Raw genomic sequence first — 21,166 nt, 5'->3', positions numbered from 1 at the left:
CCGGTCGGGCGGGCGTCCGACCGGCGCGGTCAACCACCGAAGAGGCCGCGTATGCCTTCGAGGATGCGCTCGACGAAGTTGTCGACCTGCTCGCTGTCGGGCAGGTCCGGCAGGTCGGGCAGGTTCACGCCGCCGTCCCCTTCGCCCTCGGGCCCCGGGTCGGTGCCGGGGTCGGTGCCCTGGTCGGGTTCGGCGGGCGCCTGGTCCGCCTCCTGCTCGCGCTGTTGCAGTTCGCGTTCGCGCTGGTCGAGCTGCTGGGCGCGGTCGTTGAGGCTGCGTTCACGCTCGTCGAGTTGCTCGCCGCGTCGGTTGAGCTGTTCGGAGCGCTCGTCCAGCGCGGCCTGCTGGGCGGCGACGTCCTCGTCACGGTCCCCCGCGGCGGCCTCGGCCTCGGCGAGCTGTGCCTCGAGTTCGGCGATCCGCGCCTCGCGCTCGTCGAGGTCGGCCTCGAGCGCGCTCACCTGTTCGTCGGCGGCCTCGACGGGCTGGTCCTCGTCGCCGCTGGTCGCGAGCGCGACGATGACGAAGGCGAGGGCGAAGCCGACGAGCGCGCCGACCAGGCCGAGCAGGAGGTCGCGGCGGCGGCGCTCCTTGCGCTCCTCCTCGGCGAGGCGCTGCGCCTCCTCGGCGGCGGCCGCTTCCTCCTCGGCGTCCACCTCGTCGTAGGGCCTGGCCGTGTCCCCGGTGTCGCCGTACCAGGGCTGCTCGTAGGACAGCGGCTCGCGCGCACCGGTGGCCCGGGTGCGCTCGTTGTCGAGCGCCGCGGGGTCGATCCGCTGCGTCGCGTCGGGCGGGAGCTCGTCGGCGCGCTCGACCCGACGCGTGGCGTCGGGCGGGGGCGGCGCATCGGGACGCGGGACGCGACGGGTCGCGAACTCGTCGGGACCTTCGTTGCTGCTCACGATCGCCTCCACCGGTGCGGTCGGCGCGGGGCACCGACGTCGCCACGTCCGACCGTAGCGCCACCCGCGCGCGCAACCGGGGTGGCCGCCCCCGCTGATGGAAGTCCCGCGGGCCGCAGAACGGACCCGCGGCGGGCCGGCTCGTGGGTCCACAGCGACGTCCACAGGACGTCCACAGCGCGCTGACGCGGCTCCACCGTGCGCCTGATCGCACAGGTTCCGGGGACAAGCTGGGGACAAGCCGTGGACAGGCTGTGATTTCGCTGTGGGTTCTGCTGCACCTCTGGACACCGTCCAGCCCGGACCTCTACGGTCCCTTCTGCCGGTCGGGAACGAACTGCGGAATCCCCGGTCGGACGCCACGGGAGCCGGTGCAGGACCTCGTGGTGGGTGACGGACCCGCAAGGGTGCGCCACCACAGGTGACGAGGCAGCAGCGGGCGTTGCCGCCCGAGGCGTACGGGCCGCAGGGCTCGGGCGCCGAGGCAGCGAACGAAGCGGTCGGGTCACCGGCTCGAAGGCCACTGCGCCTGGCCGAGAGTCGTACCGACGCCGCAGCGGACGGTGCCAGGTGGAAGGCCGCGCGCATCCCCTCGGGGATGTGGATGCCGACCACCGACCGGTGGAAGCACCCCGCCCGAGAGGGCGGCGACCGCGGAACCCGGTGCCGGACGGTGGCTGTTCCTCGGAGCGGTGACCGGTCGGGTGTCAGGTACTCCAGAAGCGCCTGATGCGAAGCGAACAGCCCCGGTGGCCTGCAGGCACCGGGGCTGTTCGCATGCACGCGCCCCACACCCCGCCCGGTGCCAGCCGGTCGCCGGCGGGCTCGTGGCCGTCCAGCGGGGGTCAGGCCGACAACCGTGGCGGTGCTCGTCCGTTCGACAGCGTTGCGTCCGGGCAGGCCGCGCCGATTCGGCGGACGCTGCGGAGGCACCATCCGCGCCCGCACGTCGCCACCGAGCCTGCCGGACCGATGACGAAACGACCAGCCAGCCCGCCGGGCCCCCAGGGGCATGCCGGCTCGCGTCTCGGACTGGCGTTGCTCGGCGCCGTGCTGGTGGCGGTGGTGGGCATGACCGCGATCCTGGGCGGCGGACGCGCACGCGCGGTCGCATTCGAGACCCACACCGTCGACGTCTCGGAGCCCTCCGCCACCACCGACGAGACCGTCCCCGCCTACGACCCCGACCTCGAGCGTCGCATCGCCGAGGACGTCGCGGCGTACGTCAACAGCGAGCGCCGCGCCCGGAGCCTGCCGCTGTTGGACCTGGTCGCCGACGACCATGCCCGCACCGCGAACGAGGCGCGTCTGCGCGACCTCGCTCCCGACGACGGCCTGCTCGACGCCTACGCGGCGACCGCTGCCCGCGAGCTGTTCGTCCGGCTGGGCACGGGGACCCGCAGCGGCGAAGCCGTCGCCGGCTGGCTCGCCAACGAGCACGGCGCCGCCCTGCTCGACCGCGATGCCACCAGCATCGCGGTCGCCGCCGCCTGTCAGCCCGGGGACCGCGGCGGGGACCTCGTGCTGACCGTGCACGTGCTCACCACCGACGCCGGCCCCGCGGTCGACCCACCGACGGCCGACGACCGCCCGGGCGCGGGGCGGGGCGAGGCGTGCCAGTTCGCCGACCTCGCGCTCGGCCCGACCGCGACCGAAGGCATGGTCGTGCCGGCCGCGCTGGCCGCCGCCAGCGCGCTCACGCTCGCGCTCGCACTGCTCGAACTGCAACGACGGCGGCACAACGTCGGGTTCACCGAGTTGCGCGCCCCGGTCGAACCCGACGAGCCCGACCCTCCCCCGGCTGCCTGAGTCCGTCAGACGGTCCCCGACCCGTCCTCGTGCGGGTAGACGACCCCGACCTGGCGACGCAGTTCGTCCAGCCACCGCATGGTCGTGAGCGTGAGCGCCAACGGCATCCGCTCGCTCTGCGAACGCCCACCCTCGATGCAGTGCACCACCTCGTCGACCTCGTGTTCGAACCCGTTCTCCGGGCCCTCGAGTGCGTGCTCCTCGACCACCGTGCTGCCGCGGCGCAGGCTCAGGCGCCCGCCGGCATGGAAGGGTCCGTGCAGGCGGAGGCTGCCTTCCCTGCCTGCGACGGTGGCCTCCACCCCCGTGTCGGCGACGAACGAGCACGACCACGACGACAGCCGCTCCTGCCCGTGGCGCATCGCGACGCTGACGGTCGCGTCCACGCCCGTGTCCGCGAGGGTGCCGAGCGCCGCCGCCCGGGTCGGGGTGCCGAGCACCGAGGTCACGAACGTGAGCGGATAGATCCCGACGTCGAGAAGGGCGCCGCCGCCGAGTTCGCGCGAGAACCAGCGCCGGTCGGTGTCGGGCAGCGCCGCGATGCCGAAGTCGGCCTGGACCAGCAACGGCTCGCCGACCTGCCCCGCGGCGACACGGCGTTCGGCCTCGACGAAGCCGGGCTGGAAGCGCATCCACATCGCCTCCATCACGAACGTTCCCGCGGTGCGCGCCGCGGCCACCACGGCCTCGGCCCGCTCGAGGTCCAACGCGAACGGCTTCTCGACCAGCACCGGGACCCCGGCCTCCACACACGCCATGGCATCGAGGTGGTGACGGTCGTTGGTCGTGGCGACGTAGACGACGTCGACGTCCTCGGGGCGCGCGAGCAGGTCGTGGTGACGCCCGTAGGCGGACGCGACGTTCTGCTCGTCGGCGAACGCGCGGGCCCGCGCGGCATCACCCGAGGCGACCGCGACCACCTCGCCACCCCGCGCCCGAACCGCCGCGACCATCTTGCGGGCGATCCCGCCGGTTCCCAGGATGCCCCAGCGCACGGTCATGTGGCGGCTCTCGTCTGTCGGTTGCGGTCGACGTCGCCCGAAACGCTACTGGGCGCCGCGGCCGTGGTGGGGCCGGCGTGTCGCAGGTGCCCAGTACGTTGCCGGCCATGGGGATCTCACTGCACACCACTGCCTACGGCCCGCCCGCCGAGTCACGCCTGCGGGACCTGGTGCGTCACGCCAAGGCACACGACCCGCTGGCACCCGTCACCGTCGTCGTACCGACCAACTCGGTCGGGGTCGCCATCCGCCGCCGCCTGGCCGCAGGTGACCTCGGGGCGGTCAGCGACCGGGGGGTCGGCGTCGCCGGCATCACGCTGCTGACGGTCTACCGGCTGGCCGAACTGCTCGGCGCCCCGTCGCTGGCCGCGGACGGGCGCCGGCCGGTGTCCAACCCGGTCGTGGCGGCCGCCGTTCGTGCGGTCCTGGCGAAGGAACCCGGCCTGTTCGAGGCGGTTGCGGACCATCCGGCGACCGAGGCGTCGCTGGTGCGTGCTCACCGGGAACTCGCCGATTGTTCCCCTGCCGCCCTGGACCGGCTCGCCTCGTCGTCGAAGCGGGCCCGCGACGTCGTGCGTGTGCACCGCGCCGTCCGGGAGCGGCTGATGGACGACTGGTACGACGAGCCGGCGCTGCTCGCAGCGGCGACGACGGCGGTTGCCACGGGCATGCCGTTGGTCGACGAACTCGGCTGCGTCGTGCTGTACCTGCCCCAGCGCCTGGCCCCGCCTGCCGTCGGCCTGCTGGCCGCCGTCGCCGACGTCTCCGAGCTGCACGTCCTGGCGGGACGGACCGGGGTGGTCGCCGCCGACCGCGACGTCGACCGGACCCTGCACGCCCTCGGGGTCGCCCCACCCGACGACGGCGACACGGTCACGGTCCCCGTCGGCACCGAGGTGATCAGCGTGTCCGACGCCGACGAGGAGGCGCGGACGGCGGTGGCCGCGGTCGTCGATGCCGCCAGATCCGGCGTCCCGCTCGAGCGCATCGCCATCCTCTACCCCGCGGACCGCCCCTATGCCCGGCTCGTCGCCGAACACCTCGAGGCGGCCCACATCCCGTCGTTCGGGCGCGCCATCCGGCCGTTGAGCGACCGGCTGCTCGGACGCTGGCTGCTCGACGTGCTCGACCTCGATGCCCGCGGATGGCGCCGCGAGGACGTCTTCGCCGTGCTCGCCGGCGCGCCGGTCCGGCGCGGGGACGGACGCCGGGTCCGCGTGGGTTGGTGGGAGCGGATCAGCCGCGAGGCTGGCGTCGTACGCGGTCGGAGGCAGTGGCACGACCACCTCACCCACCTCGCCGCGGTCCGTCGGGCCGATGCCGACACGATCGAGGCCGATCCCGACGCCGACCAGGACCGGCTGGTCGAGCGGCTGCGCCGCGAGGCGGACGACGCCGACGCGCTCCGCGACTTCGTCGCCGGTCTCGGCGACGCGCTGGACACCGGCGCAGCACTCGAGCGCTGGGCCGCCCTGCGCGACTGGGCGAACGGCCTGATCGAGACCTACCTCGGCGGCGAGCGGGCCTGGCAGCAGTGGCCCGACGCCGAACGCGACGCGGCCGACGCCACCGCCGCCGCCATCGACCGGCTCGGCGGGCTGGACGCCGTCGACGCCGACGCCGATCTGGCCGTCTTCCGGCGCACCCTCGAACTGGAACTCGACGCCGACCTCGGCAAGTCCGGCCGCTTCGGCCAGGGGGTGCTGGTCGGCCCGCTCACCTCGGCACTGGGCGTCGACCTCGACGTCGTGGTCGTGCTCGGCATGGCCGAGGGTGTGACCCCGAGTCGACCGCGCGAGGACTCGCTGCTGCCCGATCGCGAACGCGAACGGACCGACGAACAGTTGCCCCGGCGCGTGGAGCACGTCGACGTCGAACACCGCCACCTGCTGGTCGCCCTGGCCCACGCCGGGGCACGCCGGCTGCTGGTCGCCCCGCGCGGGGACCTGCGTCGGAGCGCGGAGCTGGTGCCGTCGCGCTGGCTGCTCGACACCGTCGGCGTCCTGCGCGGCGATGGCGTGCGCGTGCTGCCGGAGCCCGGCGACCCTGGGGCGCCGTGGTTCACCCACGTGCCGTCCTTCGCGGCCCGCATGTCACGCAGCGCGTTCCCGGCCACCGAGACCGAGCACCGGCTGCGCCAGCTCGCCGACGGCCGACGCGCCGGGACCCCGCCCCACCGTCACGTCCTGGTGAGCACCGACGCAGCCCTGCGTGCGGGGACCGAGCTGGTGACCGCACGTGCCGGCGACGACTTCACCCGCTTCGACGGCGACCTCGGCATGGTCCGCGACCTGCTGCCCCAGCCGACGTCGCGGGTGATCTCACCGACGGCGCTCGAGACCTACGTGGAGTGCCCGCACGCGTACCTGCTGCGCTACGTCCTCCGGATCACGCCGCTCGAGGAGCCCGAGGAACAGCTCACGATCACGCCCCTGCAGCGCGGCAACCTCGTCCACCAGGTGCTCGAGGAGTGGCTGCTCGGTGAGCTCGACCGTGAGGTGCCCGCCCACGACGCGCCGTGGTCGTCGGCGGCACGCGAGCGACTCGAGCAGATCGCCCGGCGATGGTGCCGCGAGTACGAGCAGCGCGGGCTGACCGGCCACCCGCGCCTGTGGGCGCGGGAACGCGACCGGCTCCTCGCCGAGTTGCGCGAGTTCCCCAGCCGCGACGACGAGCGGCGGGCTGCGCTCGGCGCCACCGCCGCCGGCGCCGAACTCGCGTTCGGCATCGGGACGGCGCCCCCGCTCGAGGTGGATCTCGGCGACGACCGGGTCGTGCGCCTGCGGGGTCGGATCGACCGGCTCGACCGCGACGTCCGCGGCGGCATGGTCGTCACCGACTACAAGACGGGCAAGGCCGACGACTACGCCCAGTTGTGCGAGGAGGCGCCAGACGCCGACGGGCGCAAGCTGCAGCTACCGGTCTACGGCCTCGCCGTCCGTGCGGCCCAGGGGGGCGACATCGCGGTGCGCAGCGAGTACTGGTTCACCTCCACGCGCGGCAAGTGGAAGCGGGCGGGGTATGCGCTGACCGACGAGGTGCTCGACCGCTTCCGGCACGTGCTGCGGACCACGCTGGACGGCATCGAAGCGGGCCAGTTCCCGGCGCGAGTCGAGCGGCCGACGACCAGCCCGTGGCCGAGCTGCGCCTGGTGCGACCACGACGGGCTCGGGCTGGCCGACGCCTACCGCGACTGGGAACGGCTGCGCCACCACCGACGTCTGCGCAACTACGTGCTCCTGGCCGAACCGGGCGCCCTCGACACGGAGGAGCCGGCATGACCGCTGCCGCTGTCCGACTGGCGGACGACGATGCCCGGCGCCTGATCCGCGGGGAGATCGGCGACGGCCTCGCACGGACCCTGTTCGTCGAGGCCGGCGCCGGGTCCGGCAAGACGACGGCGCTGGTCGACCGGGTCGTGGCGCTGGTCGACGCCGGCGTCGCGCTGACCGACATCGCCGCCATCACCTTCACCGAGAAGGCCGCGACCGAACTGCGTGACCGCATCCGCACCGCCTGCGAGACCCACGCCCTGGACCCCGGCGACCCGGATCGGGCCGAGCGCTTCCGGGTCGCGACCGGACACGTGGACGCGGCCGCGATCGGCACGCTCCATGCGTTCGCACAGCGACTGCTGACCGAACATCCGATCGAGGCACAGCTCCCACCCGACGTCGAGGTGCTCGACGAGGTCGCGTCCGGCATCGAGTTCGAGGAACGGTGGCGCCGCTTCCGCGACGACCTGCTCGACGCCGACGACCTCGCCCGAACGCTGCTGCTCTCCGACGCCTGCGGCGTGCGCCTGCAGGACCTGCGGTCCATGGCGCTGGCGTTCGGTCGCGACTGGGACCTGGTCGCCGACCCCGACCGCTTCCCGTGGACCGCGACCGAGCCCCCGGCGCTCGACCTCGACCCGGTGGTCGAGGCGCTCCAGGCCGTGTTGGACGAGCGCGGCGGCTGCAGCGCCCCCTTCGAGGACAAGTTCCACGCCTGGCTCTGCGACGTCCTCGAGCCACAGGTCGAGCGCCTGCGCCATGCCACCGACGAGGGAGCGGCGCTGGACCTGCTGCGTCAGCTGAAGTCCGTCCGGCTCGGGCGCAAGCCCAACTGGCCCGACATCGACGACCTCCGCGACCGCCTCAAGGCCGCCGTAGCGGCGGCCGTCGCGCTCGCCGACGAGGTCTCGCTGACGGTGCTGCGCCGGCTGGCACTGCTGGTGCGGGAACAGACGCTGCAGGCCGCCGCGGAGCGCCGGCGAAGCGGCCGGCTCGAGTTCCACGACCTGCTGGTGCTGGCACGCGAGCTGCTGCGCTCGGACACCGACGGCGAGGTCCGTGCCGCGCTTCGCGACCGTTACCGGGTGCTGCTGCTCGACGAGTTCCAGGACACCGACCCGATCCAGATCGAGCTGGCGGTCCTGCTCGCCGGCAACCAGGTGGCTGCGGACCGGCCCTGGCAGGAGGTGGACGTCGACCCCGGCCGGCTGTTCTTCGTCGGCGATCCGAAGCAGTCGATCTACCGCTTCCGGCGCGCCGACATCGGGCTGTTCCTGGCCGCGCGCGAACGGTTCGCCGGCGACGAGCCGGTCCGGCTCACGACCAACTTCCGGTCGGCGCCGGGGCTGCTCGCGTGGGTCAACCACGTGTTCGGCCGGCTGATCGTCCACACGCCCGGCGCCCAACCCGAGTACCAGCCACTCGACCCGGCACCCCAGCGGGCAGATCCGCCGAAGGGCCCGGTCGTGGGGCTGCTCGGGATCGACGCCCACGCCGACGACCCACCCGCGGAGGATTTGCGCGAACGCGAGGCCGACGACGTGGGGGACGCGATCCTGCGGGCGCTCGACCCCGCCGATCCCTGGCAGGTCCGCGCCGGCGACGGCTGGCGGGCCGCGCGCCCCGGCGACATCACGATCCTGCTGCCTTCCCGCACCTCGCTGTCGGCGCTCGAGCGGGCACTCGAACGACGCGACATCCCCTACCGCGCCGAGGCGAGTTCGCTCGTCTACGCCACCCGCGAGATCCGCGACCTGCTGACGGCCCTGCGTGCCCTCGCCGACCCGACCGACCAGCTGTCGCTGGTCGCCGCCCTGCGCTCACCACTGTTCGGCTGCGGCGACGACGACCTCGTCACCTACACCCGCCAACACGGCGGTCGCCTCGACCTCGACTGGCGCGTGCCCGACGAGGTCCCGGCCGACCATCCGGTGGCGACCGCCCTCGCACTGCTGCGCGCGCTGGCGGCGGAGACGGCCTGGCGCACCCCGAGCGAGCTCCTGGACCGCCTGGCACGGGAACGGCGACTGTTCGAGCTCGGCCACGTGCTCGGCCACCCGCAGGACCTGTGGCGCCGGGTGCGGTTCGTCGTCGACCAGGCCCGTGCCTGGTCGGAGGCGGAAGGCGGCACGCTGCGTCAGTACCTGGCCTGGGCCCGGCTGCAGGCGTCGGAGTCGGCGCGCGTGTCCGAGACGGTGCTGCCCGAGACCGACGAGGACGCGGTCCGGCTGATGACGGTGCACGCCTCCAAGGGCCTGCAGTTCCCGATCACCGTCCTCAGCGGCACGACGACGCAACCGATGACCCGGCGTGACCGCGTCGGCGTGGCCTGGCCTGCCGAGGGTCCGGTCGCCCTCAAGGTCGGCAACGACGTCTCGACGGAGGAGTACGAGGCCTTCAAGCCGATCGACGAACAGCTCGGCTACCACGAGCGGCTGCGCCTGCTCTACGTCGCCTGCACCCGCGCCGAGGATCATCTCGTCGTCTCGCTGCACCGGCCGGCCAAGCCCGCGACCGGCCGCTCGCGCATGACCAACGCGCAACTGCTCGCCGAGGCCGCCGAGGCGGCACCCGTCGCGAGGGCCGTCGACCTCGCCGCCGTGCCCGACCGGCTCGCCGCCCCCGGACGCGACGACCGTGCGGTCGCCCCGATCCCCGACCTGCCGACCTGGCGCGCGGAGCGCGACCGGCACCTCGCCGCCAGCAGCCGTCCGCGCAGCGTCGGCGCGTCGGGCGTCGAGGCACTGGCCGCCGCGGCCGCCGACGTCGACCCCGGCCTGCAGAAGGGGCCACGCGACCTCGACCTGCCGGCCTGGAACAAGGGGCGCTACGGCACCGCGATCGGCCGTGCCGTCCACGCCGTCCTGCAGACGGTCGACCTCGCCACCGGCGGCGGGCTCGAGTCCGCCGCGACGGCCCAGGCCGCCGCCGAAGGCGTCCAGGACCGGGTCGACGACGTGCTCGCCCTCGCCCGTGCGGCGCTGGGCAGCCCGACCATCCAGGCGGCCGCCCGCGGCCAGCGCTGGCGCGAGACCTACGTCGCCACCACGATCGGCGACACGACGCTGGAGGGCTACCTCGACCTGCTCTATCGCGACGCGGACGGGTGCCTGGTCGTGGTCGATCACAAGACGGCCTCCAGTGCCCGCGACCTCGACGAACGGTTGGGGCGCTACCGCTGGCAGGGCGGCGCGTACGCGCTGGCGGTCGAGCGCGCGGTCGGCGAGCCCGTCGCCCGGGTCGTGTTCCTGTTCCTCACCCCCGACGGCGCCGTCGAGCGCGACCTCCCGGACGTGGCGGCCGCAGCCGCCGACGTGGAGCGCGTCCTGCTGGCCGCGGAACCGCAACAGGTCCGGGCGCTACCGTGACCCGGTCGTCGCAGCGCCGGACCTCGGAGGCGGGGTGGAGATCCCAGACCTGACCGCGCCGCAGCCCGGCGATCCCCGCAGTCGGGGTCCCCGACCGCCGGCCGGCTGGCGCGACGGGATGTGGCTGGCCATGGCGGTGGTGCTCGCCGCTCACACCGCGTCCCAGTTCGTGCGCCTGGCCTGGGTGGCGCTCACCGGCGAGCTGACCGTCAGCACCGCCGGGCTCTTGCTCGCCTTCCTGATCACCGTCGTGTGGTTGCTGACGATCTGGTGGCTGGTGGTCGGCGCCTGGCGCCGCAGCATCTGGGGTTGCCCCTTCGACCACCACGCCGACGCCCCGGGCCCGCGCCGCTGCCCCCGCCACGGCAGCGCCTGACCCGCAACGCCCGATCCGGCAGCCACAGCGGTTGCCGGATCGGGAAGCGCACTGGTACCTTGCCCGCTCGGCCCCGCACCGGTCGTAGTCCTGCTGCGCGGGTTCGCGACGACGCCACTTCGCCACCCTTCGGCGAGCAGCGAACCATCCGAGCGCGCGGCTACGCCGCCCCGCACGAGAACGAGACGAGCCCTCAGCCATGGCCAACATCAAGTCCCAGATCAAGCGCAACCGCCAGAACGAGGCGCGCCACGAGCGCAACAAGGCGGTTCGTTCGCGTCTGAAGACCTTCACCAAGAAGTTCCAGACCGCCGTCGACGAGGGCGACAAGGCCGCCGCCGAGGCGGCGTTCGCCGACGCGGCGAAGGCGCTCGACAAGGCCGCCTCGAAGGGCGTCATCCACAAGAACAACGCCGCCAACCGCAAGTCGGGCATGGCCAAGCGGCTGCAGAAGATCTGAGTCGTCCTCGGCTCGACGTGACAAGGCGCCCCGCGGGGCGCCTTTCGCGTGCCCGCTCGACTCCCTGCGGGCGGGCCGGCTTCAGCGGTCCGGCCACTCCCCCTCCCGGCTGAACCGCACCTGGCGCATCACCTGACGCGCCTCGTCACGCGCCTGCTCGGTGGTGGTCTCGGCGTGGATCAGTTCCTCGATGCGCTGGTACAGCGGCGTCCCGAGCACCCATGGGATACGCGGCTCGACCGCCGCGCGCTGCGCCGGCGGCAGGTCCGCCTCGGCGAAGCGCTCGGCGAGTTCGTCGCTGTGACGCTCGAGCCAGCCCAGCAGGTTCCGTCGGTGCGTCGGCGTCAGCTCCTCCAGCGGGCGGCTCACCCCCGAGGCCGAAGTCCAGATCCGTCGTTGCAGCAGCAGCGTCGGCTCCAGCGTCGTCGGTGAACGTCCCCCGCTGGAGCGACGCGTGCGCATCAGGTCCCGCAGTCGCAGGTGCAGCGGCGCCACGTCGTCGAGGGCGATCTCACCCGCGCGCAGCCGGGCCAACACCTCCTCGTCGTCGGGCGCGAAGGCGGCCTCGTAGCTGGAGCGGTGGGTGTACAACTGACGGGCGATCGCCCGCAACGTGCCACCGTCGGCCGCCGACAACTCGACGACGCGGCCGTCGGTCAGCGTGACCTCGCGGTCCTGGTTGACGTCGTCGGGATCCAGCGTGATGCGGGCCACGGGCTGCCTTCCCGGCCGTGCGACAGAGCAGACCCGCCAACCCTACGTCCAGCGCGGGGCCACGCCGCGCACGGTACGTCCGCTCGGTCCACCGTTGGACGCCTCGAGGGTCCTAGCATCCCCTCGAAGCCGTCGACCTCGAGGAACCCCGTGTCGGACGCCACCGACCAGCACGATGCCGCTGCACCTCCAGCGCAGCGCGCCGACAGCCACGACCGCGTCCTGACCGCGCTGGCCGACCTGCCGCACGACCGCCCCCAGGTGCTGCGCGACTTCGCGATCGCCGCGCTTCGCCGGGTGCCACCGAGCCAGCTGCGGGGGGCCGACGCCCCGGCCGCGGCACGTCGCATCCTCGAGGCGTTCGAAGCCATCGACCGTCGACGTCCCGACGAGGTGAACATCTCGCTGCGGGTGCCACCAACGGGACTCGACGGCCGCCCAGCGCTCGCCACCGTCGTCGAGGTGGCGTCCGAGGACCGTCCGTTCCTGCTGTCGACCGTCACCGACGAACTCGAGCGTCGCGGCCACCGGGTCGTGCGGTCCCTGCATCCGATCGTGGGCGTCGAGCGCGGACCCGACGGCGGCGTCGCCAGGATCGTGCCGGCCCGCACCGCCAGCGAGCGCGAGTCGCTGCTGCACCTCGAGCTCGACGAGCGGGTCGCCGCGGACGAAGCCGAGGAGCTGTGCCAGGTCCTGCACCGCCTCGTCGACGACGTCATGACCGCCACCGGCGACTTCGACGCCATGTGCACCCGGATCCGCCAGGTGGCACAGGAGCTGGCGGCCGGCACGTGGTCGCACAGCGACGCCGACGAACAGGCCGAGGTGGCCTCGCTGCTCGACTGGCTGCTCGACGAGAACCTGGTGCTGCTCGGCATCCGCGAGTACGAGATCAGCGACGGCGACGGCACCCGGGTAGCGGCGGTCGTGCCCGGCTCCGGGCTCGGGCTGCTGCGCGACGAGTCGCGGTCGCGGTTCGCCGAACCGGTCCCGCTCGAACAGCTCTCCCCGAGCGAGCGCGAGCAGCTCGAAGGCCCGGAACTGCTGACGGTCACCCGCACCAACCGCCTGTCGACGGTCCAGCGGCGCGTCCGCATGGAGTACCTCGGGCTCACCCGCCGCGACGAGCGTGGCCGGGTCTGCGGCGAGTTCCGCATCCTGGGACTGTTCACCCGCAAGGGGTACAGCGAGCCGGCCCGCAGCACCCCCGTGCTGCGCGACAAGCTGCGCCGCATCCTCGAGGCCGAGGACGTGGTCGCCGGCTCCCACGACGAGGTCACGCTGGTCTCGCTGTTCCAGGCGCTGCCCAAGGACGAGCTGTTCCAGTCCTCGACCGAGACCCTGCACCGCACGCTGGTCGGTCTGCTCCACGCCGAGGAACACCGCGAGATCCGCACCCTGACCCGGATCGACCACCACACCCGGACGGTCTCGGTCCTGATCGCCGTGCCCCGCGACGTGTACTCACCGCAGTTGCGGGAGCGGTTGCAGGAGTTGCTGCTGCAGACCTACGGCGCCCAGCGCGTCGACGTCGAGGTGTCGCTCGGCGACCGCAACGAGGCGTTGGCCCGCTTCCTCCTGCAGCTCGACGGCCAGATCCCCGAGGTGTCGCTGGCCGAACTGCAGGCCCGTGTCCGCAAGCTCGCACGGTCGTGGATCGACGACCTGCGCGGCAAGCTGCGGCGGGTGCTCGACGAGCGGGAGGCCCAGCGCCTGACCGACGAGATCGGCGCGCGCCTGCCACGGGCCTACCGCGACACCGTGCCCACCGACGTCGCCGTGCAGGACGTGATGCTGCTCGACGAGCTGGTTCACGGGCCGCACGAGCTGCTGGTCCGGCTCCAGGCGGGCGCGGACGGCCTGGTGCGGTTGAAGGCCGCAAAGCTCGGCGCGCCGTTGGAGCTGTCCGGGTTCCTGCCCATCCTCGAGAGCCTCGGGCTGGTGGTCACCGAGGAGATCCCCCACCCGCTGCTGCGTGACGGCGACGAGGGCGCCAAGATCCAACTGCACGACTTCGGCGTCCGCACCGAGGAGCTCGACGTCGTCGCCGACGGCCCCCGGCTGGCCGACGCCGTCCTCGCGGCCTGGCGGGGCCACTTCGAGGTCGACTCGCTCAACCGCCTGGTGCTGCGGGCGGACATGTCCTGGCGCGACGTCGCGTTGCTGCGGACCTACCGTCGCTACCGCCGACAGGTCGGGACCGCGTACACGCCCGAGTACGTCAACGCCGCCTTCGTGGCCCACCCCGAGGTCGCGCGCGCCCTCGTGGCCCACTTCCACACCCGCTTCGACCCGCACGAGATCGCCGACGCGTCGCGACTGGAGGCGTCGCGCCAACGGGTGACCGAGGCCTGCGACCGGCTCGACCGGCTCGACCACGACCGCATCCTGCGCGGCTACCTCGACCTGATCGAGGCCACGCTGCGCACCAACGCCTTCCGCGAGGACGCCGTCGCCTACGGCTCCGCCGAGCCCTACATCGCGCTCAAGATGGACCCGTCGCAGGTTCCCGGCATGCCCGACCCGGTGCCGTTTCGCGAGATCTTCGTCCACTCGCCCCGCGTCGAGGGCGTGCACCTGCGTGGTGGACGGGTCGCCCGTGGCGGTCTGCGCTGGTCGGACCGCAAGGACGACGTGCGCACCGAGGTCCTCGACCTGGTCAAGGCCCAGATCCTCAAGAACGCTTTGATCGTGCCGACCGGCGCCAAGGGCGGGTTCGTGCTCGCACGCGAGCCCGAGGACCCCGAGGCGCGTCGCGACGAGGTACGCCGCCAGTACGTCACGTTCGTCCGCGGTCTGCTCGACGTCACCGACGACCTCGAGGGCGATCAGATCGTGCCCCCGCCCGGCGTGGTCCGCCGCGACGACGACGACCACTACCTCGTCGTCGCCGCCGACCGCGGCACCGCCACGTTCTCCGACACCGCCAACGAGCTCGCCCAGCGGTACGGATTCTGGCTCGACGACGCGTTCGCCTCCGGCGGCTCGAACGGCTACGACCACAAGGACCTCGGCGTCACCGCACGTGGCGCCTGGGTGGCCGTCCAACGCCACTTCCGCGAACTCGGCGTCGACGTGCAGATCGAGCCGATCACGGTGGTGGGCATCGGCGACATGTCCGGCGACGTCTTCGGCAACGGGCTGCGCCGCTCACGTGCCGTCAAGCTCGTGGCCGCGTTCGACCACCGCCACATCTTCCTCGACCCCGACCCCGACCCCGAGGTCGCCTTCGAGGAGCGCGAACGGCTGTACGGCCTGCCGCGCTCGACCTGGGACGACTACGACCGCGACAAGCTCTCCGCCGGCGGCGGCATCCACCCCCGCACGGTGCGCTCGATCCCGTTGTCGGAGCAGATCCGCGAGGTGCTGCGCATCGACGCCGAGGCGCTGAGCCCACCCGAACTGATCCGCGCCATCCTCGGCGCTCCGGTCGACCTGCTGTTCGCCGGCGGCATCGGCACCTACGTCAAGGCGTCGAGCGAACGGCACGACCAGGTCGGCGACCGGGCCAACGACGAGGTCCGCATCGACGCCAGCGACCTGCGGGCACGGGTGTTCGGTGAGGGCGCCAACCTCGCCATCACGCAGCGCGGCCGGATCGAGTACGCCCGCCACGGCGGCAGGATCAACCAGGACGCGATCGACAACGCGGCCGGCGTGTCCACCTCCGACCATGAGGTCAACCTCAAGATCCTGCTGACGCTCGCCGTCGAGGACGGCCGGTTGACGCAGGACGAACGCGACCGACTGCTGGCCGGGCTCGCCGACGACGTGGTCGACGACGTCCTGCGCGACATCGACGGCCAGACCGCCGCCCTGTCCCAGGAGGTCGCGCGCAGCCCGAGTCAACTGGACGCCTACGAGCAGTTCATGCACCGGCTCGAGGTGCGTGGTGAACTCGACCGTGTCGGGCAGGTTCTTCCCAGCAGCGAGGAACTGGCCGCACGCGGCGAGGCCGGTGCCGGTCTGCTCCGGCCCGAGCTGGCCACCCTGCTCGCCTGGGCCAAGCGTGAGCTGAAGGAGAACCTGCTCGCCTCCGACGTGCTCGACGACCCGCTCCTCCAGCCGCTGCTGGCGGCCTACTTCCCGGGCCAGGTCAGCGAACGATTTGCGGACCTGCTGCCCCGCCACCGCCTGCGCCGCGAACTGATCGCCACCATGGCGGCCAACGACGTCGTCGACCGCATGGGCGTGACCTTCGCGACGTCCCTGGCCGACCAGTCCGGCGTCCCGCTCGTCGACGTGGTGCGGGCCTACTTCGTCGCGCGCGGCGCGGTGCGGGCGGAACACTGGTGGGACCTGCTCGAGGCGGGCCAGTCCACCCACGACCCGCAACGTGCGCTCGAACTGGAACAGGTCATCGATCGGCTGGTCGCCCGCGTCACCTCGACGCTGCTGCTCGACCCGCTGTTGCGCGACCCGTCTGCACTGCTCGAGCGCGACCGGGACGTGGCGTCCGAACTCATCGACAACATGCTTACGCTAGGCACGCCGACGCAGCGCCGCGCCCGCGTCGCCCACGCCCGCTGGCTCGTCGACGACCTCGTCGACCCCGAACTGGCGCGCTTCCTCGCCTGCGCCGGTGATCTCGCCATGATCCCCGACGTCGCACACGTCCTGACCAAGGCGCCGGGCAAGCGCGGCGCCTCCGACGTCGCCGACGCCTTCCTCCGCCTCGGCGAGACCCTCGAGGTGGACCGGGTCGAGCGGGCGCTCGAGCGCGCCCGGGTGCACGCCGCCTGGGCACGCCGGCAGCGGGCGGGACTGGCCAACGACCTGCGTCGCCTCCGCCGCGAGGCAGCCCTGACCGCACTGCAACGCTTCCCGGACGCCTCCGAGGCGGACGCCGTGCAGCAGTTCCTCGACGAGCGGCCCGCGGCACTGCAACGGATCCTGGCCGTGACCCGCGACGTCGAGAGCCAGGACCAGCAGACGTTGGACGCCGTCGCCGTCGGGGTGCGCACCATCCGGGACGCCATCGAGCGTGGCGCCTGATCCGCTCCCGTCGGCCGCCCCAGCTCCGGACCGCTACGGACGGACGGCCTGCCCTCCGCTCGCGTGGCTCTCCAGCTACTGGGATCGAAGCGTCCCCTGCTCGTGTCAGGTGGGGGTCAGGGGGTTCCAGGGGTGGCCTACGGGCTTTGGGGTGGCGACTTCGAGGATGGCGAGTTCGAGCAGGAGGTGGTCGGGGAGGTCGGCGCCCTTGAGGTCGACGTCGAGTTGGGCGAGGCGGTCGTGGCACCAGGCGAGTTCGCCCGGGTTGAAGGCGGCGGCCAGGCCCTGCAGGCGCCGGTGCTGGCCCGGCGAGACGCCGGCGTCCTTGGGGCCCGCACCGCTGCGGACCAGCAGCAGCTGGCGCATACGGAACGTCATGGCACCCAGGACGGCCAGCGGCGCCTCACCGGCCTCGAGGGAGCCGCGCACCGCGACCAGGGCGGCGGCGGGATCGCGTTCGGCCACGGCGTCGGCGATGGCGAAGCCCGACCGGCGTCCGTGGCCCTCGACCGCGGACTCGACGTGTTCGGCGGTCAGCGTCGCGGCGGCCGGGTGCGTCGCGCACACCGACCCGACCTTGGAGGCGATCGTGCCGGGGTCGTTGCCGGCGTGGGCGATCAGCGCGGCGATCGCGGTGGCGTCGGCCTTCCGCCGCAGCCGGCGGAATTCCTCGCCGACCAGCCGCTGCCAGCCGCGGTCGTCCCAGTCCGGCGGCGTCTTGACGTCGAGGCGCTCGCCGTGCTCCTTGACGAGCTTGCCGATCTTCTGGATCTTGCCCGCGCCGCGGGCCACGAGGACCAGCACGGCCTCGTCGGTCGGGGAGGCGACGTAGGCCTCGACCTCGGCCTTCAGGTCGCCCGAGAGCCCCTCAGCGCCGCGAACGACGACACAGGTCCGTCCGCCGAACAACGACGCGGTACGGAGCTCGGGCAGATGGTCGGTCTCCTGCACGTCACAGGTCTCGACCGCCAGCTCCGGGTCCTGCTCGCGCAGGTCGGCCAGGAGGCGCTCGAGTTCGCGGTGCAGGAGCAGGTCGTCGTCGCCGACGAGCAGGTACACGGGGCGCATGCCGGCAGCCTATCGAGGGCACCGTCTGGACCGCCCGGGGGTGCCGTCGACCAGATCGGCGGGGACCAGGCGCGTGCCCCCGTGGGGGCGGCACGGCGACCTCGACCGTCCCGTCCCGGTCGGTGCGGTGGACGCGGGCTCCCACCTCCTCGAGTACCCGGAGCACCGCGGGCGATGGGTGGCCGTAGTCGTTGTCGGCGCCGACGCCGATGACGGCAACCTGCGGCGCGACCGCGCGCAGGAACGCCGGATCGGTGGTGGCCGCCCCGTGATGGGGCACCGCCAGGAGTTCGGCAGCGAGGAGGTCGCGCGTTGGATCGGCCGCGTTCCGCGCCAGGAGGTCCCCCTGTGCCGTGCGTTCGGCATCACCGGCGAACAGCGCCCGTCGGTCCTGCCACGTGATGCGGACGACGATGGAGGTCTCGTTCGGTTCACTGGGCGCGAAGCGGTAGGGACGCCCCGGGTCGGGTCCGAGCACCTCGACGGCGAGGTCGCCGACGCGGACACGGTCACCCGTCACCGGCGCCCGCACCGGCACGCCTGCGACCTCCGTCGCCTGCAGCAGGTCGTCGACCGCACGCGAGCCGGATTCCAGCGGGCGCATCCACACCGCACCGATGCGTGCCGTCCGCACCACCTCGGCCGCGCCGCCGATGTGGTCGGCGTGCGGGTGGGTCAGGACCACGAGGTCGAGACGTCGTCGGCCGTTGGCCCGCAACCAGCGCGCGGTCCGGTCGTCCTCCCCGGTGTCGACCAGGATGCGCGCTGCCGGTGACTCGACCAGGAACGCGTCGCCCTGGCCGACGTCGATCGCGGTCACGACCAGCCCGGTCGGAGGTCGCGATCCGAGGACCGCCGGCGCGATCGCGGCCGCCAGTACCGCCGCGGTCGCCAGCCCGGCGACGCGGGCCGCAGGAGTACGCGGACGGGCCAACACGGCGACGCACCCCGCCGCGAGCGCCGCCACCGTCAACGGTCGCCCCGTGTCGGCGCCGCCACCCCTGCCGGCGTAGGCGTGTGCGGCGAACAGGACCACCCGGGCCGGCCAACCCGCCAGCGCGAACAACAAGCTGCCCGCCCCGAGATGCACCGACGACACGGCAGCCGCGACGAACCCGATCGAAGCCGCCAGCGCGGCTGCGGGTACGGCGACCACGTTGGCGGGGACCGACGCCAGCGGAACGGTCCCGAACGTGGTCAACAGCAAGGGCACGACGGCGATCTGGGCGCCGAGCGTGACCGCCAGCACGTCGGCGAGCCGGTCCGGCAGTCGGTGCAACCGGGGACGGACCATCGGGGCGAGCACCAGGACGCCACCGGCGGCGGTCGCCGACAGCAGCAGACCCAGGGCGCCTGCCAGAAGCGGGTCGAGGAGCACGAGGAGCAGCACGGCGCCCGCCAGCGCATGACGGGCGTCCCGGGCGTGGCCGCGCGCACCGGCCAGCAGCACGACGGCCGCCATGGTGCCGGCGCGCAGGACGGACGGTTCGAAGCGGGTGACGAACGCGAACCAGAGCAGGGTGACGGCCAGCGTCGCGCGCCGCGCACGGGCGGGCAGGCGCAGCGCCAGGCACAGCGCATGGACACCGGCGGTGACGAGGGCGACGTGGGTGCCGGACACGGCGGTCAGGTGCGTGAGCGAGGTCGCTTCCATCGCCAGACGGTCGGCGTCGGGCAGGGTCCGGGTGTCCCCCGTCGCCAGCCCGGCGAGGAGGCCGGCGACCGCTGGCGGTGTGTGCGCCTGGCTGCCACGCCTGACCCGGTCGCGCACGTGCTCGCTGGCACGGGCCAACCGCCCAGGCGGCTCGGCTGCGTGCCAGGAGACCACGTCGAGCACCACCGTCGCGTGCTGCTGCGCCAGCCAGCGTCCGTAGCCGCCCTCGGGGAACGGCCGGGCGGTGGAGGTGGCGACGAACCGCTGGCCCAGCGGTGGCGGGTGGTCGTGGTCGAGCGTGGTGGCGGCGCGCTCCCGGGTCGGGACACCGCCGACCGCGTCGACCTGCACCAACACGTGCCAGCCGGTCACGATTCGCCGCGGCTCGTGCACGACCCGGCCGGTGACGGTCGTGCTCCCACCCTCGGCGGCCAGCGACGGCAGCAGGCCCCACGGGGTGGTGGCGGTGCGTGCCGTCGTCAGCGCCACACCGACCGCCAGGGAGGCGGCCACCAGCCACACCCCGCCGCGCACCGGCCCCGGGGTCAGCCGACGGGCCGATGGCGCATGCCGTCCGGTGCGGACCGCCGCGACCACGGCGAGCAGGGCCAGCGCCGCGGCCGCACCGGCGAACCGGACGTCCTGGCTCGTCGTCACCCCCAGGTGGCCGCCCGCCCAGGCGCCGACCACCAGGCCGGCGGTGCAGACCGGTAGTGGTCCGAGGAGGGCGCCGCTCGGTGGATGACGCCAGGCGTCCTCGTCGTCGTTCACGACACGGTGACCAGGTCCGCCAACCCCTGGAACGTCTTCTCGCCGATGCCCGGGACCTGTCGCAGGTCGCCGGGTGCGCGGAAGGGCCCGTGTTCCTCGCGGTGGCGGATCACCGCCTGCGCCTTCGCCGGGCCGATACCCGGCAGGCTCGTCAACTGTTCCGCCGTGGCGCGGTTGAGGTCGATCGGCTCCGACGCCGCGCCGCCGGCGCCCGCGTCGGCCGCGCCCGGCGGCGCGGCGGCCACGGGCGGCGGGTCCTCGCCCTCGCGAGGCAGATGGACGTGCTCGCCGTCCTGCAGGAGGCGTGCCAGGTTGAGGTGTTCGACCAGGGCCCCGTCGGTCGCGCCGCCGGCAGCCGCGACCGCGTCGGCCACGCGTGCACCGGCGTCGAGGGTGACGACCCCGGGCCGCGCGACCGCGCCGGTGACGTGCACCACCAGCGGGATCGGCGCGATGTCCCCGGTGCCATGGCCGTCAAGGCCGTCAAGGCCGTCATGGCCGTGATGGCCGTCATGGCCGTCGACGTGGGCGTCCACGTCGTCCGCGTCGGCGGACGTGACCGGTGCGCCGATGCCGGCGGCCGCGTCGGGGTCGGCACCCGTCCGATCTTCGCCGGCGGCCGGGCGCTGCCCCGCCTGCAGCAGCAGGACCCCGCTCGCGACCAGGGATCCGAGCAGCAGGATGACCAGGCCCGCCACCTCGGCCGGTGTCGCCTGGAGCCACGCGTGCGCCCGCGCCAGCGGTCCGGGGGTCTCGTCCATGGCCGCGAGACT

The 21,166-nt window shown here is 73.7% G+C and carries 12 protein-coding genes; 6 read left to right on the top strand and 6 right to left on the bottom strand.

All coding sequences use genetic code 11. The features are described 5' to 3' along the window. Positions 1-29 precede the first annotated feature (29 nt). Positions 30-902 carry a hypothetical protein gene (locus ACERMF_RS14550; RefSeq protein ID WP_373669834.1) on the bottom strand — a complete coding sequence of 291 codons (873 nt, stop codon included), beginning with the start codon at positions 900-902 and terminating at the stop codon, positions 30-32. Positions 903-1,874: 972 nt separating this feature from the next. On the opposite strand from ACERMF_RS14550, the gene ACERMF_RS14545 reads away from it, so the two are divergent. Then, positions 1,875-2,711 (top strand): hypothetical protein, encoded by an 837-nt coding sequence (locus tag ACERMF_RS14545; RefSeq protein ID WP_373669833.1) that lies wholly within the window; start codon positions 1,875-1,877, stop codon positions 2,709-2,711. 5 nt (positions 2,712-2,716) lie between these two features. On the opposite strand, the gene ACERMF_RS14540 is transcribed toward ACERMF_RS14545, so the two are convergent. Beyond that, the gene (locus ACERMF_RS14540; protein WP_373669832.1) at positions 2,717-3,712 is read right to left on the bottom strand and encodes a Gfo/Idh/MocA family protein; all 996 of its coding nucleotides are present in this window, start codon (positions 3,710-3,712) and stop codon (positions 2,717-2,719) included. 107 nt (positions 3,713-3,819) lie between these two features. Here ACERMF_RS14540 and ACERMF_RS14535 point away from each other — a divergent pair, with 107 nt between their 5' ends. The 4 genes from ACERMF_RS14535 to rpsT all read left to right on the top strand — a co-directional run bounded on the left by ACERMF_RS14535 (position 3,820) and on the right by rpsT (position 11,191). Then, on the top strand, positions 3,820-6,993 hold the full coding sequence (locus ACERMF_RS14535) for a PD-(D/E)XK nuclease family protein (RefSeq protein ID WP_373669831.1): 3,174 nt from the start codon (positions 3,820-3,822) through the stop codon (positions 6,991-6,993). Beyond that, complete coding sequence (locus tag ACERMF_RS14530; protein WP_373669830.1) at positions 6,990-10,355, top strand: UvrD-helicase domain-containing protein; 3,366 nt, start codon at positions 6,990-6,992, stop codon at positions 10,353-10,355. The genes ACERMF_RS14535 and ACERMF_RS14530 overlap by 4 nt, the downstream gene beginning before the upstream one ends. Positions 10,356-10,389: 34 nt before the next feature. Continuing rightward, positions 10,390-10,731 carry a hypothetical protein gene (locus ACERMF_RS14525; protein WP_373669829.1) on the top strand — a complete coding sequence of 114 codons (342 nt, stop codon included), beginning with the start codon at positions 10,390-10,392 and terminating at the stop codon, positions 10,729-10,731. Positions 10,732-10,930: 199 nt separating this feature from the next. After that, on the top strand, positions 10,931-11,191 hold the full coding sequence (gene rpsT / locus ACERMF_RS14520; protein WP_373669828.1) for a 30S ribosomal protein S20: 261 nt from the start codon (positions 10,931-10,933) through the stop codon (positions 11,189-11,191). An 81-nt stretch (positions 11,192-11,272) separates the two neighbouring features. Here the strand turns inward: rpsT and ACERMF_RS14515 are convergent, their stop codons facing one another. Continuing rightward, complete coding sequence (locus tag ACERMF_RS14515; protein ID WP_373669827.1) at positions 11,273-11,905, bottom strand: hypothetical protein; 633 nt, start codon at positions 11,903-11,905, stop codon at positions 11,273-11,275. Positions 11,906-12,055: 150 nt separating this feature from the next. On the opposite strand from ACERMF_RS14515, the gene ACERMF_RS14510 reads away from it, so the two are divergent. Next, positions 12,056-16,900 carry an NAD-glutamate dehydrogenase gene (locus ACERMF_RS14510; protein WP_373669826.1) on the top strand — a complete coding sequence of 1,615 codons (4,845 nt, stop codon included), beginning with the start codon at positions 12,056-12,058 and terminating at the stop codon, positions 16,898-16,900. 105 nt (positions 16,901-17,005) lie between these two features. On the opposite strand, the gene holA is transcribed toward ACERMF_RS14510, so the two are convergent. The 3 genes from holA to ACERMF_RS14495 are packed head-to-tail and all read right to left on the bottom strand — an operon-like array spanning position 17,006 to position 21,154. Beyond that, positions 17,006-17,968, bottom strand: a complete 963-nt coding sequence (gene holA / locus ACERMF_RS14505) for a DNA polymerase III subunit delta (protein WP_373669825.1) — start codon at positions 17,966-17,968, stop codon at positions 17,006-17,008. Continuing rightward, positions 17,853-20,393 carry a ComEC/Rec2 family competence protein gene (locus ACERMF_RS14500; protein WP_373669824.1) on the bottom strand — a complete coding sequence of 847 codons (2,541 nt, stop codon included), beginning with the start codon at positions 20,391-20,393 and terminating at the stop codon, positions 17,853-17,855. The genes holA and ACERMF_RS14500 overlap by 116 nt, the downstream gene beginning before the upstream one ends. Next, positions 20,390-21,154, bottom strand: coding sequence for a ComEA family DNA-binding protein (locus ACERMF_RS14495; protein WP_373669823.1), 765 nt, complete (start codon positions 21,152-21,154; stop codon positions 20,390-20,392). The genes ACERMF_RS14500 and ACERMF_RS14495 overlap by 4 nt, the downstream gene beginning before the upstream one ends. Positions 21,155-21,166 lie beyond the last annotated feature (12 nt).

This window comes from Egicoccus sp. AB-alg6-2, assembly GCF_041821025.1.
In the GTDB taxonomy this organism is placed as follows: domain Bacteria; phylum Actinomycetota; class Nitriliruptoria; order Nitriliruptorales; family Nitriliruptoraceae; genus Egicoccus.
Note: the sequence above shows the minus strand (reverse complement) of the source record. Positions and strands in the feature narration are given on the sequence as shown.

Excerpts from the sequence above, each read along its gene's own strand:
- ACERMF_RS14545 (WP_373669833.1), top strand. The coding sequence starts at position 1,875 with ATGACGAAACGACCAGCCAGCCCGCCGGGCCCCCAGGGGCATGCCGGC.
- ACERMF_RS14540 (WP_373669832.1), bottom strand. The coding sequence starts at position 3,712 with ATGACCGTGCGCTGGGGCATCCTGGGAACCGGCGGGATCGCCCGCAAG.
- ACERMF_RS14535 (WP_373669831.1), top strand. The coding sequence starts at position 3,820 with ATGGGGATCTCACTGCACACCACTGCCTACGGCCCGCCCGCCGAGTCA.
- ACERMF_RS14530 (WP_373669830.1), top strand. The coding sequence starts at position 6,990 with ATGACCGCTGCCGCTGTCCGACTGGCGGACGACGATGCCCGGCGCCTG.
- rpsT (WP_373669828.1), top strand. The coding sequence starts at position 10,931 with ATGGCCAACATCAAGTCCCAGATCAAGCGCAACCGCCAGAACGAGGCG.
- holA (WP_373669825.1), bottom strand. The coding sequence starts at position 17,968 with ATGCGCCCCGTGTACCTGCTCGTCGGCGACGACGACCTGCTCCTGCAC.
- ACERMF_RS14495 (WP_373669823.1), bottom strand. The coding sequence starts at position 21,154 with ATGGACGAGACCCCCGGACCGCTGGCGCGGGCGCACGCGTGGCTCCAG.